Origin of the sequence: Bacillus pacificus (assembly GCF_020861345.1) — a bacterium.
In the GTDB taxonomy this organism is placed as follows: Bacteria; Bacillota; Bacilli; order Bacillales; family Bacillaceae_G; genus Bacillus_A; species Bacillus_A pacificus.
Genome location: NZ_CP086328.1, coordinates 2,485,973 through 2,500,134 on the forward strand (window position 1 = coordinate 2,485,973; position 14,162 = coordinate 2,500,134).

General features: G+C 32.6%; 18 protein-coding genes and 1 pseudogene. 16 read left to right on the plus strand and 3 right to left on the minus strand.

The genetic code is table 11. The features are described from left to right. Window positions 1–20 precede the first annotated feature (20 nt). The gene (locus tag LMD38_RS13010; protein ID WP_062821637.1) at window positions 21–404 is read left to right on the plus strand and encodes a gamma-glutamylcyclotransferase family protein; all 384 of its coding nucleotides are present in this window, start codon (window positions 21–23) and stop codon (window positions 402–404) included. A 164-nt stretch (window positions 405–568) separates the two neighbouring features. Continuing rightward, window positions 569–1,312 (plus strand): class I SAM-dependent methyltransferase, encoded by a 744-nt coding sequence (locus tag LMD38_RS13015; protein ID WP_016717696.1) that lies wholly within the window; start codon window positions 569–571, stop codon window positions 1,310–1,312. 33 nt (window positions 1,313–1,345) lie between these two features. Here LMD38_RS13015 and LMD38_RS13020 read toward each other — a convergent pair whose 3' ends face one another. Next, on the minus strand, window positions 1,346–2,200 hold the full coding sequence (locus LMD38_RS13020; protein WP_016717695.1) for a CPBP family glutamic-type intramembrane protease: 855 nt from the start codon (window positions 2,198–2,200) through the stop codon (window positions 1,346–1,348). 364 nt (window positions 2,201–2,564) lie between these two features. Between LMD38_RS13020 and LMD38_RS13025 the strand changes: the two genes are divergently transcribed. From LMD38_RS13025 to LMD38_RS13050, 6 genes are all read left to right on the plus strand, one after another. After that, complete coding sequence (locus LMD38_RS13025; RefSeq protein ID WP_062821638.1) at window positions 2,565–4,634, plus strand: HelD family protein; 2,070 nt, start codon at window positions 2,565–2,567, stop codon at window positions 4,632–4,634. A gap of 162 nt (window positions 4,635–4,796) precedes the next feature. Then, window positions 4,797–5,120, plus strand: a complete 324-nt coding sequence (locus tag LMD38_RS13030) for a DUF952 domain-containing protein (RefSeq protein WP_016717693.1) — start codon at window positions 4,797–4,799, stop codon at window positions 5,118–5,120. Between the two features lie 22 nt (window positions 5,121–5,142). Continuing rightward, window positions 5,143–5,655 (plus strand): GNAT family N-acetyltransferase, encoded by a 513-nt coding sequence (locus LMD38_RS13035; protein ID WP_061182389.1) that lies wholly within the window; start codon window positions 5,143–5,145, stop codon window positions 5,653–5,655. A 154-nt stretch (window positions 5,656–5,809) separates the two neighbouring features. After that, a complete protein-coding gene (locus LMD38_RS13040) occupies window positions 5,810–6,586 on the plus strand; it encodes a serine hydrolase (protein WP_016717691.1) in 777 nt (258 codons plus the stop codon). Continuing rightward, window positions 6,583–6,960 (plus strand): hypothetical protein, encoded by a 378-nt coding sequence (locus tag LMD38_RS13045; RefSeq protein WP_016717690.1) that lies wholly within the window; start codon window positions 6,583–6,585, stop codon window positions 6,958–6,960. The genes LMD38_RS13040 and LMD38_RS13045 overlap by 4 nt, the downstream gene beginning before the upstream one ends. Before the next feature lie 26 nt (window positions 6,961–6,986). Next, window positions 6,987–7,403, plus strand: coding sequence for a GNAT family N-acetyltransferase (locus tag LMD38_RS13050; protein ID WP_000680402.1), 417 nt, complete (start codon window positions 6,987–6,989; stop codon window positions 7,401–7,403). Here the strand turns inward: LMD38_RS13050 and LMD38_RS13055 are convergent. After that, window positions 7,403–7,831: pseudogene (locus LMD38_RS13055) on the minus strand (S-layer homology domain-containing protein); the annotation flags it as partial. The gene LMD38_RS13050 and the pseudogene LMD38_RS13055 sit on opposite strands and share 1 nt — an antisense overlap. A 204-nt stretch (window positions 7,832–8,035) precedes the next feature. On the opposite strand from LMD38_RS13055, the gene LMD38_RS13060 reads away from it, so the two are divergent. The 8 genes from LMD38_RS13060 to LMD38_RS13095 all read left to right on the plus strand — a co-directional run bounded on the left by LMD38_RS13060 (window position 8,036) and on the right by LMD38_RS13095 (window position 13,419). Further along, window positions 8,036–8,440 carry a GNAT family N-acetyltransferase gene (locus LMD38_RS13060; RefSeq protein WP_016717688.1) on the plus strand — a complete coding sequence of 135 codons (405 nt, stop codon included), beginning with the start codon at window positions 8,036–8,038 and terminating at the stop codon, window positions 8,438–8,440. A gap of 15 nt (window positions 8,441–8,455) precedes the next feature. Then, the gene (locus LMD38_RS13065; protein ID WP_062821640.1) at window positions 8,456–8,809 is read left to right on the plus strand and encodes an MmcQ/YjbR family DNA-binding protein; all 354 of its coding nucleotides are present in this window, start codon (window positions 8,456–8,458) and stop codon (window positions 8,807–8,809) included. Between the two features lie 21 nt (window positions 8,810–8,830). Then, window positions 8,831–9,538, plus strand: a complete 708-nt coding sequence (locus tag LMD38_RS13070; protein ID WP_016717686.1) for a class I SAM-dependent methyltransferase — start codon at window positions 8,831–8,833, stop codon at window positions 9,536–9,538. A gap of 65 nt (window positions 9,539–9,603) precedes the next feature. Further along, complete coding sequence (locus LMD38_RS13075) at window positions 9,604–9,990, plus strand: ribosomal maturation YjgA family protein (RefSeq protein WP_061182560.1); 387 nt, start codon at window positions 9,604–9,606, stop codon at window positions 9,988–9,990. 25 nt (window positions 9,991–10,015) lie between these two features. Beyond that, window positions 10,016–10,945, plus strand: coding sequence for a phosphotransferase enzyme family protein (locus tag LMD38_RS13080; RefSeq protein ID WP_061182561.1), 930 nt, complete (start codon window positions 10,016–10,018; stop codon window positions 10,943–10,945). Further along, window positions 10,942–11,460 (plus strand): DNA topology modulation protein, encoded by a 519-nt coding sequence (locus LMD38_RS13085; RefSeq protein ID WP_061182562.1) that lies wholly within the window; start codon window positions 10,942–10,944, stop codon window positions 11,458–11,460. The genes LMD38_RS13080 and LMD38_RS13085 overlap by 4 nt, the downstream gene beginning before the upstream one ends. A gap of 65 nt (window positions 11,461–11,525) precedes the next feature. Beyond that, window positions 11,526–12,170, plus strand: coding sequence for a formylglycine-generating enzyme family protein (locus tag LMD38_RS13090; RefSeq protein WP_012644441.1), 645 nt, complete (start codon window positions 11,526–11,528; stop codon window positions 12,168–12,170). A 55-nt stretch (window positions 12,171–12,225) separates the two neighbouring features. Next, window positions 12,226–13,419 (plus strand): macrolide family glycosyltransferase, encoded by a 1,194-nt coding sequence (locus tag LMD38_RS13095; protein ID WP_000124907.1) that lies wholly within the window; start codon window positions 12,226–12,228, stop codon window positions 13,417–13,419. Window positions 13,420–13,667: 248 nt separating this feature from the next. On the opposite strand, the gene LMD38_RS13100 is transcribed toward LMD38_RS13095, so the two are convergent. Continuing rightward, the gene (locus LMD38_RS13100; protein ID WP_000555726.1) at window positions 13,668–14,102 is read right to left on the minus strand and encodes a GNAT family N-acetyltransferase; all 435 of its coding nucleotides are present in this window, start codon (window positions 14,100–14,102) and stop codon (window positions 13,668–13,670) included. Between the last annotated feature and the right edge of the window lie 60 nt (window positions 14,103–14,162).

Genomic DNA, 14,162 nt, shown 5'->3' on the forward strand with positions numbered 1-14,162 from the left:
TGTAAAGGGGATAGGGATTTATGCATCACGTTTTTGTGTATGGCACGCTAAGAAAAGAGCAAACGAATGCTCATTATATGCAAGGTGCAATATGCATTGCAGACGAAGCATGGACGTATGGCGAATTATTTGATACAAACGAAGGGTATCCAGCGATGATTTGTTCAAATAAAGATAAGGTATATGGAGAAGTTTATGAAGTAAATGATGCTGTTCTGCAAAAATTAGATGAACTGGAAGAATACACAGGTAATGTAGAGAGTGATTTATATGACCGAATCACCGAAACAATATACTTTAGTGATAGAGAAATACGTGCATTTGTGTATGTTGCTCAAGACAAAGAGATGCTGAAGAAAGTTATCATTTCTGGTGATTGGGTAGAATATCAAAAAGGACAATAAGAGCAGCCGTAGAGCAGATAGTGGGATTTTCCGTTATCTGCTTTTTGTTTTACTACTTCCAAAATTCTTATTATTTTGATAAATTGTGAATATAGGGAATTTCATAGGTGTCAGAAAATTAGTCGGTCACCTACAGCGGGAAAACTTATTACAGGAGGAGAATAATGAACGAATTAGATGTGAGGGAGTTTTATCAAAAACAATTTGAACTGTCGAATTACGATATAAATACAGAAAGCTGGTTAGAGCAGCTCGCTAAAGAAGTTAAAGAGCAAATTGGACATCCATTTCAGTCGATGTTAGAACTGGGAGCAGGAAATGGCGGTTTTGCAAGGGCGATGTCTAAGTTACGTGTAAAGATGACTACTGTTGAGCTTGTACGAGAGTTAGTTATGTTTGCAAAAGAGCATTCTACTAATGATATTGCTATTCATTGCGCTGATTTTTATAAAATTAATTTTGAAGAAAAGTTTGATGTTGTTAGTTATTTAGATGGGTTTGGTGTAGGAACAGATGATGAACAATTGATTCTATTGAAACGGATTAAAAATTGGATGAAGGATGATGGATGTGCACTTATTGATATTTATCAACCATTGTATTGGAAAAAGGTAAGTGGACAAGAAATGCTCTTAAGTTCAGCTATGCGAAAATATGAATATGATAGCATAAATGAAAGAATGTTAGATCATTGGTGGCATCCTAATAATCCAAATGATATAGTTACACAGTCTTTACGTTGTTATACGGTAGATGAGATTAGTAATCTATGTGCTGAAGCTGGTCTAAGTATAGTTGGGATTTTCCCAGGAGGAGCGTATGACTTTGAAGAGGGAAAATATAAAGAGCAAGCGTCGTTAAATGAATGTTTATCATATCGAATAAAAGTAAAAAAGAGTAAGGATTAAATTCCTTACTCTTTTTTGCTTCTATAGTGTGAATCATTGACTGTCTTTCGTATTTAATTGTCGTTCTTTTTTAATTCTTATAGATCTTAGTACGATCCCAATTCCAAGAAATATAATAGTAGCAACGACTCCACTAATAGGGTTTAACCAAAGATCACTACTGTTAGTAAGTGCAATGATCCCTGTTATTGTAACTAAAACAGTAGGAACGGCATCTTCAATTGCATGCATGATAACGCATGGCCATACTGACTTTGTAAGTCTATATATTTCAACATACATAATAGACCAAGAAACCATAAGTATGCAACCGGATAAAAGCATATTTAACCTTGAAATAGATTCGAAATATTCATTTGGTAAAAAAACTAAATAATAAGCGGCATGCCAAAGAGCCCAAACTAAACCAGAAATAATATAAATAAACCAATCGTTTAACTTTAGTTCAATGAGCTTAGGAGTTAAATAACCGCGCCATGAAAACTCTTCAAAAATATTTTTAATAAAGTTACCAATAGTAGACATGAATATGAGTGACAATAACGAATATATTTCAAAACTAGTTATGTTTGCTACTCCAAAAATAAGTGCTAAACTTATCGTTATTACTGTAACGAACGGGTAAATTAGTATCGCAACGAAGTACCATTTAAAGTTTGCCTTCAAATTTAGTTTTATACCAAAATCATTCCAATCACGGCTAATAACTCTAAGGAAAATACATGAGAGGAAAGGTAATATTAACCACAGCCCCATGCCTAAAGAGTTTCCTTCAGGCTGATCTGTTAGAAAAGAGTCTAGAATTACGCCAATCCAGCCACTTGCCAATACAATGAACACAAAAATAAGTAAATGTAACTTAAGGGGTTTTCTTTTGGTAGCAGTCATTTTGAATAGACTCCTTTACTTTTATTTTTGTTTTTGTGATTTTAGTTATTTTATAAATGAAATAATAGATATCTAGAAAAGAAGCTGGAGAGTATGTAAGGGGAACTTAGTTAGATAGTATAAAGTCCTTTTAATCAATAGAAAATAGCAGCTTTTGTATAAATCACTTTATTATATGTGTAGTTGTATGATTTAGATGTTATATATTCTTATAATGTAAAAATATCATTTGAATTTCAATATTAGAAAGGTGAAAAGTAAGTTTTTTCAGAAAAAACAAATTAAGTCCTTGACTTTATAAATGGATTTTTAATACAATTATATTTCGACTGAAAATTTAGAACGGACAGGAGGGAATCATCATATGAACAACATTTTTGAAGAAGAGTTACAAAGAATGAAAGATACATTACGTACGATGGATGATCAATTAGAAGAGCTCGAAAACATTCCGGTTTATTATGGCGATGATTTTAAAGAACAAATTCTTGAAAGTATGAGGGAGTCTAATAGACAAAATTTACGTATTGGTGTACAAGAGCCGTACTTTGGAAGATTAGATTTTCGAGAGGATGGTAAGGAAGATGTTATGCCGATTTACATCGGTAAAGTAGGTGTTTCAGATAAAGATACGATGAAACCAATTGTAATTGATTGGCGGGCACCTGTCGCAAGTATGTTTTATTCATTTACCGGCGGTGATGAATTAGCGTTTTATCAATCACCAGACGGATTAGTAGAAGGTGATGTTTATTTAAAGCGAAACATCTCTATTCGAAAAAGAGAATTAGAACGTGTTGTTGATACATATGTGAAAGGAAATGAAGATGTCTCGCATGCCGATGATTTTCTTCTATATCGATTAGGTGAGAATAAAGATAATAAACTAAAAGATATTGTTTCGACGATACAATCGGAGCAAAATGATATTATTCGTGCGGAAAGAAACTTACCACTACTTATTCAAGGGGTTGCAGGAAGCGGTAAAACAACGATCGCTTTACATCGTCTTGCTTTTTTAATTTATGAATATCGTGAGCAATTAGAAGCGGAGAGAATGATTGTTTTTGCTCCGAATAGTCTGTTTTTAGATTATATTTCGAGTGTACTTCCTGAATTAGGTGTCGGGAATATTAGTCAAACAATATTTCCAGACTGGGCATTACGTACGTTAGATGATTCGGTGAAACTGAAGCAGACAGAAGAAAAATTGAAAGAAGCATTTTCTATTAATCGTGATGAAAGAAAGATTATGCTTGGTAAATTGAAAGGTACGATAGAATTTAAGTCCTTTATTGAAGAGAAAATGGTTCAATTTGAAAAAGAACTAGTACCAACAAGTGATTTTGAGGCATGGGATAAGGCTGTTATTCCAGTGGAAGATATAAAAAAATGGATGCAAGTTGAATATAAACATTATCCATTAAAGAAAAGAAGAGAACGTTTAGTTGGCCGAATGAAGCGATGGATTGAAATTGAACTGAAAAAATACGGAGAAACAAATGAGAAGAAATTATTAAAAAAAGAAGCGACAAAGAGATTGAACAGTTATATGAAGTTTTGGCCGAAAATGAGCTCGCTTTCAATATATAGTTCAATATTGAAAAGCAAAGAAATACTCGAAGTATTACCCGAGGAACTTGTGAAAGAAACGGAGAAGAGTTGTCGTAAAAAAGAAGTGTATGTAGAAGATTTGCCAGCTTTAATTTACATACATCATCGCATAACAGGTATTGAAATCGGGCAGAAATTTCATCACGTCGTTATTGATGAAGCGCAAGATTTCTCACCATTTCAAGTTTATGTATTAAAAGAAATTACACTAGGTAACTCTTTCACTATATTAGGTGATTTATCTCAAGCAATTTATGATTATCAAGGGATTGAAGATTGGAGTGCTTTTAAGGAAGTATTCCAAGAAACAGGTTATTATGAACTGACGAGAAGTTATCGCTCTACAAAAGAAATTATAGAATTTGCGAACGGAATAATTAAAAATACAGAGATTCCAGTAGGGCTTGCAATGCCAGTTTTCCGTAGTGGTGAAGAAGTGAAAATAATTCATACAGAAGAACAGTTTACTGAAATTGTAAAGACATTAAAACATCTACAAAGTGAAGATGTGAAAACAATTGCGGTAATAGGAAGAACAGACGGTGAGTGCCGCGATATATATGAGAAATTAACAAATGCAGGATTGGCTGTAAACTTCATTGAAGCAGATCAAAGTAAATATGAAGGTGGTATTTCAGTAGTACCTGTATACTTAGCGAAAGGGTTAGAATTTGATGCTGTTCTACTCATTGATGTTGATGCAGAACATTATAAAAATACGAAACATGATGCAAAGTTATTATATGTTGGATGTACAAGGTCGCTTCATGATTTATGGATTTTCCATAGCGGGGAAGCATCTCCGTTAATTAAGAAATAAAAATTCAAGAGGCTTTTCTAGTAATGAATAGGAAAGCCTCTTAGTTTATCACGCTTTAATGGGCAGTAAGACCCCCACCTCAAAATGCAGCGAAAGTAAAGAAGTTAGGTGGGGCGCGGGCTGATTAAAGTTTCACTTTATAAATATATAGGAGACATGATAATGATTACAAAAGTAATAACAAAGAGAAATTGGGAAATCGCAAAGATAAATGGAGAGATTAATGAAGTTTCACTAAAAGAAGAGGGATTTATTCATTGTTCATTTTTAGAACAAGCTTTAAACGTTGCGGAAAAATATTTCATTCATGAAGAAGATGTTTTATTACTGACAATTGATCCATCCTTAGTGAAAGCAGAAATAAAATATGAACTTGCTTCTAACGGCCAAGAATATCCGCATGTTTACGGAGCAATTAATATAGATGCAATTATAGATGTTGTTCCATTTCCTAAGGAAAAAGGGGAATTTATATTACCAGAGTAAACATTTTGAAAGGAAGAAAATCATGATAAGGGACGCAACGGAAAAAGATGTAACATACATTTTAGATATTTATAATGATGCCATACTAAATACAACAGCTGTATATGCATATAAACCTGTAACCTTTAAAAATAGAATAGATTGGTATGAACAGAAAAAGGCTGATGGTTATCCGATTTTTGTATACGAACTAGATAATAAAGTAGTAGGATTTGCAACATTTGGTCCGTTTAGAGCTTGGCCCGCCTATAAATATTCAATTGAACATTCTATATACATTAATAAGGAATATAGAAAAAGGGGAATTGGGACATCTTTAATGAAAGAACTGATAGCCATTGCACGGGAAAGAGAGTATATGACTTTAATTGCTGGAATTGATGCGGAAAATGAGAGAAGTATTGCTTTACATGAAAACTATGGATTTGTTCATGCAGGGACGATTAAAAAGGCTGGTTATAAGTTTAATAAATGGCTAGATTTAGCTTTTTATCAATTGGAGCTTAATGGCCCTAAAAATCCTTTAGAAGAATAGAGATTTTTCGTAAACATGTATCTTTTAGGTAGCAAGGAGCAATTCATGTTACCTTTTTCCTTTTGTAATATCCGATTTAATCTACTAAAAAGGGTTTATACATTCTATATTGAATTATTAAAGGTGATAAAACGATATGAAATGAGGAATGAAAATGGAAACTGTCATTCAAAAAATGAAAGAGATACAATCTAATCATGTTGGAATAGCTATTTATTCTACAAAAAACAATCGTATAGTTGCTTCATATAATAGTGAAATAAATATTCCGTTAGCATCGGCAGCAAAAGTAGTAATCGGATTTGTAGTAGCGCAAATGGTGAAGGAAAATACATGTAATTGGAATGATATACTTCAGCATGTTAAATTTAATCCAAATGAAGATAGTGCGCAGTTGTATCCACATTTACAAGGAAGAAGGACTTTAACACTTAGTAAAGCAGTAGAAGTAATGATAGCATGTCATGATAGTTACGTTGCACAGTCAGTTGTAATGTACTGTGGTGGATGGGATGCTGTGAAAATGTATGCCCAAACGTACTTTTCAAAAATTCATATACAAGAGGACGCTAGGGATGAGAAAAATGTTGGAGAATTAAATGAGATTCTTTCACTTTTAGTACATATTTTTCAGGGTTATAAATCAGAAGCAGAATTATGGGAACCAATTATTAGCGGCATGGTAAGACAGCAAGGTGAATATGAAGGAATACATTCATATCACTTAGCTCATATGACAGGTGGACTATCTTCAGCTGCAATAAATATTGGTATAATAGGAATATTCAACAAATTCCCGTTTCTTTATGTTATTGGGGGAAAAGATTTACCTAATCGACGTGAAAATAAAGAGGTAGATGAAGCTTTTGCAGTAGCTTTGAAATACATATACAAAGAATATAGTGAAAGTATGCTAGGAGTGAGCAATTGAAAAGAAACTTAAAGACATCAACAATCATTATTTTAATTGTAACGATTATTGCTCTTGAAGTGGGTATCGCACTATACGATCACAATTTGTCATTAGATACCATTTATTTTGCAGCGATCCTCATTTGTATTGTATTACTTTTTGGCACACGAGTTTCTGAAGAGAAAGAAAGTACATCGAAAGAGAGACGAAGAAAAACAGGTCTTCTATTTTGGCCATCTATTTTACTATCTATCGCTTCTTTTGCAGTTATAAGTTATATAAGAGTAGGCTATGTTTCTGTGCCAGGGATAATTGGTTTTTCATGCTTTATTACTTATGGTGGATTCGTATGTATTAGTATTTTAAAAAGGAAAAGTAAAAATAAAAGGTAACTTACTAAGTTGAAAGGAAGAAATATATGAAACATATAGAGAATGGTACTCGCGCTGAAGGAGAATACATAAAAAATAAGGTCATTCAATATAACATGTCTATTTTAACAGATGAAGCAAAACAGCCGATGGAACAAGTAAGTTTTGTTCTGAAAGATGAGGCTGGGAAAATCTTTGGCGGGGTAACAGGAACGATGTATTTTTATCATCTCCATATAGATTTTTTATGGGTTGATGATTCAGTTCGTCATGATGGTTATGGTAGTCAACTATTACATAAAATTGAAGACATTGCGAAGGAAAAAGGTTGTAGATTAATATTATTAGATTCATTTAGTTTTCAAGCGCCAGAATTTTATAAAAAGCACGGCTACCGAGAATATGGTGTTGTTGAAGATCATCCTAAAGGGCATAGTCAACACTTTTTAGAGAAGAGGTTATAGGCATCAGGATGAGTGGCAATCATATAATCGATAGTTTGGAATCCTAATCCTTTTAAATAATTTGCTACTACTTTACCTTTTTCGTTGTTACCACCATCAATAAGGATTGTTTCGCCACTTGGAGATTTAATAAAAGTAGCATCACCTTGTCCTACATCAATATAATGAACTTCTAACTCGCCTTTAGGCTTAGGAAAAGCCGGACGGAAACTAGGTCCTAATACACGAGCTAAAAATACAGCGAACTGTTCACGAGTTACTTTTACATCTGGACCAAATGTACCATCAGGAAATCCAGCTGTAATATTATTTTGAGCTAAAATTTTGACATAATTGTAACCCCAATGATTAGGTGGAACATCAGGGAAATTGACGTCTGCACCTGTAGGTTTCAAATTAAAAGTTTTAACTAAAACTACTGCCATTTCTTACAAGTAATTCAAAGTTTAATAGGTAAATATTTTATTAGTTGTTTTGTATTTCCATAAATTTGTTAATTTGAAATGATCTAACTTAATAGAGGAGATAGGAAAGGTATTAGAGAATTGTTTATATTGCAATTGTAAAATCCATATTATAAATTTATAAAATCATTTATAATAATTTATAATATGTTAAATGGGAGAAAGAAAATGTATACGTATAAATTACAAGATGAGAAACCAATCTGTTCAGAAAAATTAAAGAGGCTTTACGATTCTGTCGGTTGGTGGCCAGAAAGAAAAGAAATCGATATTCAAAAAATGTTAAAAAACAGTATAGCAATTGGGGTATGGAAAGAAAATGAGTTAATTGGTTTTGCTAGAGTTGTTTCAGACGGTGTTTTTCGAGCGTACTTAGAAGATGTTGTTGTGCATGAGAGTGTAAGAAATAAAGATATTGGTGAGAAGATGCTTACAATGTTGCTTGAAGAGATATCTCATATCAATATTGTGAGCCTATTTTGTGGAGAGAAACTTATAAAGTTTTATGGTCAACAGCAATTTCAAGTGACGAAACAAATTGTGATGCACCGTAATCAAATAGTGAAAGAATAAGAGGTGACAATTAGAATGATTGCGGCAAGAGCGTACTGTTTATCGAAAAGAAAAGCGACAGAAGATTCTCCTGATGGTTGGAATGCAACATGTATGAGGCTTAATAATAAAATCTTTGCGATATTGAACCATGAAGAAGGCGAAAAAGCGGCAATAACATTAAAATGTGATCCAGAACTTGCGCTAAGATTAAGAGAAGAGTATCCAGAAACAATCATTCCGGGGTATCATATGAATAAAAAACATTGGAATACGGTGTATATACATAAAGATGTGGAACAGATGCAAATTAATAAGATGATTGATTGGTCGTATGATTTAGTTCTGCAGTCATTTTCAAAGAAAAAGCAGCAAGAGTTATTAGATTAATATGTATAAGGGGTGGGTGTGTTGAAAGACACGATTAAAGATACATATGATAAATTAGCGAGTACATATAAAGAAAATCTAGATGTCGCAAATCCATATAACAGCTATTATGAAAGACCAGCGATGATAGAGATGATTCCAAAGAAATTAGAAGGGAAGAGTGTGCTAGATGCTGGGTGTGCAGCTGGATGGTATACTTCTCAATTTGTAGAAAGTGGAGCAAATGTAACAGCAATTGACGTAAGTTCTGAAATGGTAAAAGCTGCAAAGGAAAGTATGGGTGATAAGGCAACGTTTCTTTGTCATGATTTGCAAGAAATATTACCGTTTGAAGATCATACTTTTGATGTAATTGTAAGTTCGTTAACCCTTCATTATTTAGAAAATTGGAATCAAGTATTTCAGGAGTTTCGTCGTGTACTGAAGCCAGGTGGAGAATTTATATACTCCATTCATCATCCTTTTATGGATTTTACAAAGTTTACTTGTAAAAATTATTTCGAAAAACAATTATTATTAGATACTTGGGTTAAACCAAACATTACAATTGAAGTTGAATTTTTTAGAAGGTCACTTCAAGACATTGTTAATGAAACAACAAATTATTTTGTGTTGGAAAAAATAGTTGAGCCGAGGCCAGTTGAAAAGATGAAAGAAGTAAATGAAAAATCTTATCATTATTTAAATACAAATCCACATTTTCTTATTGTTAAAGCAGTGAATAAATAGCTAGTAAAATGATTATATTTTACTAGCTATTTTGCAGTTTTAAATGATGAATTAGGAGTTTTGAAATGAATATGAAACGGAATAGATTACTATACGCAACGTTTACAATCCTTGTTATTATTTTAGGACTTAGTTCAAGAAAGTTTGCTTTTGCGCTGCCGGCTCTATTAAATAATTATTTAGGTGATGCTTTATGGGCGTTAATGATTTTCATTGGATTCGGATTTTTATTTCCTAAAATAGAAATGAAGAAATTGGCTCTTATTAGTTTAATGTTTTGCTACGGGATTGAAGTGAGCCAATTGTACCATGCCGAATGGATAGATAGCATTCGTGCAACGACTTTAGGTGGACTCGTGTTAGGTTATGGATTTTTGTGGAGTGATTTAGTGGCTTACACAATTGGTGTTGGAATAGGATTTCTTTTTGAGTTGATTTTATGGAAGAAATAAGTGAGTTTAAATGGGGGGATTTATTATGAGGAATATATTAGAAATTGTGAAATTTTGGTTTTATGATTATGATGTCACAGCTACTGAAATAAAAGCAAATGTAATAAAGATTCATTGTAATAATAAATCCTATATTTTAAAGGAGAAGGGATCAATAAAACAGCTTTTAGTTGAAATAAACGTATTAGAGCAGCTTGAGGAAAAAGGGGTTAAAGTACAAAAATTAGTGAAAACAAGTAATAGTGAAAAGTATGTAGTTTATAAAGAGAGATATTATTGTCTATACGAATATGTTGTTGGAAGTGTACTTGAAATAAAGGATCCAGAAAATCTAAAAAATCTAGGAAGCTTAATTGGAGAAGAAATAGCTAAGTTACACCAAGCACTTAATTCGGTGAATAGTAATAATGAGTTAGTAAAAAGAGATTTGTATAAATTGGTATACGAATGGGCTTTACCTAATTTAGAAAAGAATGAGCATGTTGATCAGGATGTAGTTCGAACAATGAATCAAATACATTCAGATTTTAAGAAAACTATTACCTCTTTAAGAAAACAAATCATTCATCGCGATATGCACTTATCGAATGTGATTTTTAAAGATAATGAATTTCAAGGATTTATAGATTTTGAGCTTTTAGAAAGGAATGTTAGAGTATTTGATTTATGTTATTGCTGTACAAGTATTTTGAGTGAGTTACATAGTGATGCGGAATTAAGAGGGAAGTGGCAACATATCATTAGCAAAATCTTTGAAGGATATAATAAGCAAAGTATTTTAACGAGAGAAGAACTACAAGCCATTTGGTACGTTATGCTTTCAATTCAAGTTATCTTTATTACTTATTTTGTTCAGTTACCAGATTTACTAAAATTAAATGAAGAGATGTTTTTCTGGATTTTTGCTAGTAAAGAAACTATTGAAGAATTAATAGAAAGGAGTGTGCAAACATGAAAAAAGTTATATTAATAGGTTCTGGTGGTTCAGGGAAATCTACATTAGCAAGGCAGTTAGGAAATAAATTAAATATTAAAGTACATCATCTTGATGCGTTATTTTGGAAACCGAATTGGGAAGGGGTACCGAAAGAGGAGCAAAGAACGGTTCAAAATGAATTAGTTAAAGAAGATGAGTGGATTATTGATGGGAATTATGGTGGGACAATGGATATAAGAATGAACGCAGCGGATACAATTATCTTTCTTGATATTCATAGAACAATATGTGCTTATCGTGCTTTTAAAAGAGTTGTACAATATCGGAATAAAACAAGACCGGATATGGGCGCGGGATGTAAGGAAAGATTTGATTTGCAATTTTTTAAATGGATATGGGAATATCCTAAGACGAAGCGACCTACAATTTTAAAGAAGTTAAATCAATTGAGGAAGGATAAAGATGTTATTATTTTAAAATCTACAAATGAAGTAAGACTATTTTTAGAGAAGTACGATGCTATAAATAGTTAGATTATAAAAAGAAATAACCTGGGGGGATAGAATTGGATAGATTTATTAGGCTAGTTGATTCTAATATGGTGAAAATTCCAACAGGAAAAGTAGAATTAAGAGATGATCGAATAAAGAAAGAATGGAAAGTCCAAGTTAATTCGTTTCTTCTTGCAAAGTATGTTGTAACGATGGAATTGTATGATGCGATTACGAATCATACATCAAATTTATCCAAAGATAAATACAAACCAGTTGTAAATATCTCATGGAATGATGCCATTATGTTTTGTAATCTGCTTTCAAAAAAAGCGGGGTTAAAAGAATATTATTCTATTAATGACGGTGGTCAAATTGTTAGTTGTAATTTAGATTCAGATGGGTACCGATTACCTTCAGAAGCAGAGTGGCAATATGCGTGTAAAGCAGGAACTACTGGATACATATATGGTGAATTGAAAAAGATTGCTTGGTATAATGAAAATTCAAACGGACAAATTCAAGACATCGGTAAAAAAGAGCCGAATGCATGGGGTTTGTATGATATGTTGGGGAACGTTTGGGAATGGTGTTATGATTTGTATGATGAAAAGGTGTATGGAGCATACCGGATTTTTCGAGGTGGTAGTTGGGCTGAAGAAGCTAGAGGTTGTGGCGCGACTTGTCGTCGCCGTAGTCATCCAACATTTTATATAGATGACCTTGGATTTAGGCTCGCTAAGTCCATTTAGAAGAATTATAAGTGCAAAATAATGTAGAGAAGATTTAAATTAAGGAGTGTTTAAAGTGGCACGTGTTTTATTCATTAATACTGGATCAGAAGGACATATAAATCCAACGTTGCAAGTTGTAGAAGAATTAGTTTCACGCGGGGAAGAGGTAGTTTATTTTTCAATAGAAGCTTTCAGAGAACGTATTGAAAAAACAGGGGCTATTGTAAGAACAATTGACGACCAAAGATTTATAAAAGCATTTCTTTCCGGTGGTCGAAATTATTTGCAAGAAAGAATAAACGGTCTCTTATATACAGCAGATGTGGTAATACCTAGTGTTTTAGAGCAAATTGAAGGAGAGCAGTTTGATTACATCATTCACGATTCGATGTTTGGGTGTGGTCGTTTAATTGCTCAAATTCTAAAGCTTCCAGCAATAAATTCTTGTACATCTTTTGCGCAGGATGAAAGATCGTTTGAACAAATGTTAGATCACTTGTCTAAAAATATACCAGTGGAAGTTCAAGATAACATACATAATGATTTTGAACGCTTAACAAAAGGAATTTCAGAGAAATATGGTGTTGAAATAAACTCAACGTATGAAGTTTTTTGTAACCCAGCACCACTCACTATTGTGTATACGGTTAAAGAGTTTCAACCTTTCGGTGATACGTTTAATGAAACATATAAATTTGTAGGCCCATCTATTTCTGCACAAGTAAAAAATGAAGACTTTGATTTTATTTCAATTGAAGAAAAAAGCCCGATTTACATTTCGCTAGGCACTGTTTTTAATGAAGCGCTTGATTTTTATAAACTTTGTATGAAGGCGTTCGAGAATAGTGATTATACAATTGTGATGTCTATTGGTAATAAAACGAACATAAGTGATTTAGGTGAAATTCCTAAAAACTTCATTGTAAAAAATTATGTGCCACAAACGAAACTACTTGCATATACAAAGTTGTTTATTACACATGGCGGAATGAACAGTACACATGAAGGATTAAATTACGGGATTCCACTCATTGTAATTCCGCAAAGTGCAGATCAGCCAGTAATTGCAAAGCAAGTAGAGAATCTAGGAGTTGGGATTAAGTTATCTATGAAAGAATTAACTGTAGAACAACTACGTGAAAGTGTAGAACTTGTATTAAATAATCCATCATATAAAGAAGCTGCGTTGCATTTGAAGGAGTCATTTCGAAAATCTAGTGGGCATAAACAAGCTGTTGATGAAATTTCTACATTTGTAGGTCAGTAATATCAGTAATAATAGAAGATTATTTATGAGAAGAGTGTCTATATGAAATAGTCCAGAGTTATAAAGGAAATGGGGATCCAAACTGGATTTATGCCTTATCATTATGGAAAACAGTATAAGCTTTACTAAGATATAAACTAAGAGATAATGGGCTTTGATGCAAAAGGACATCTTGAGAATTCATTTTTCTATTAATAAAAAGGGTAGTATATGAATACATAATGTAGTTTCATATACTGCCCTTTTTATTATGATAATATTTTCGTCATAAGTATATGTGGAATACCGTCTTCCATAAATATATCAGAAGAAGTTTGATAACCTAATTTTTTATAAAATCCTTCAGCCTGTGTTTGACCGTGTAGTTTTACTTTTGTAGATTCTTTTTCACGAGCAATTTCTTCTAACGCTTGAATAATTACTTTTCCTAATCCATATTTACGATAGTCTTTTAAAATACAAATACGTTCTAATTTTCCAGCTCCATCAACAAATCGTATGCGACCTGTACCAACGGGAAGCTCATTATAATAAACTAAAATATGTTTACATGTCTCACCAATTTCATCGAATGTATCGAATTCGTCTTCAAGAGGGACATTTTGTTCTTTTACAAATACTTCTTTTCGAATGTAGAAGGCAGTTTCTAAATCTGTACGTTCTGTTATGAGTTTGGAGTGCAATTTGTTCAGCCCTTTCTAGTGTAATGTACTTTTATTTTCATAGTATATCATAATGATACG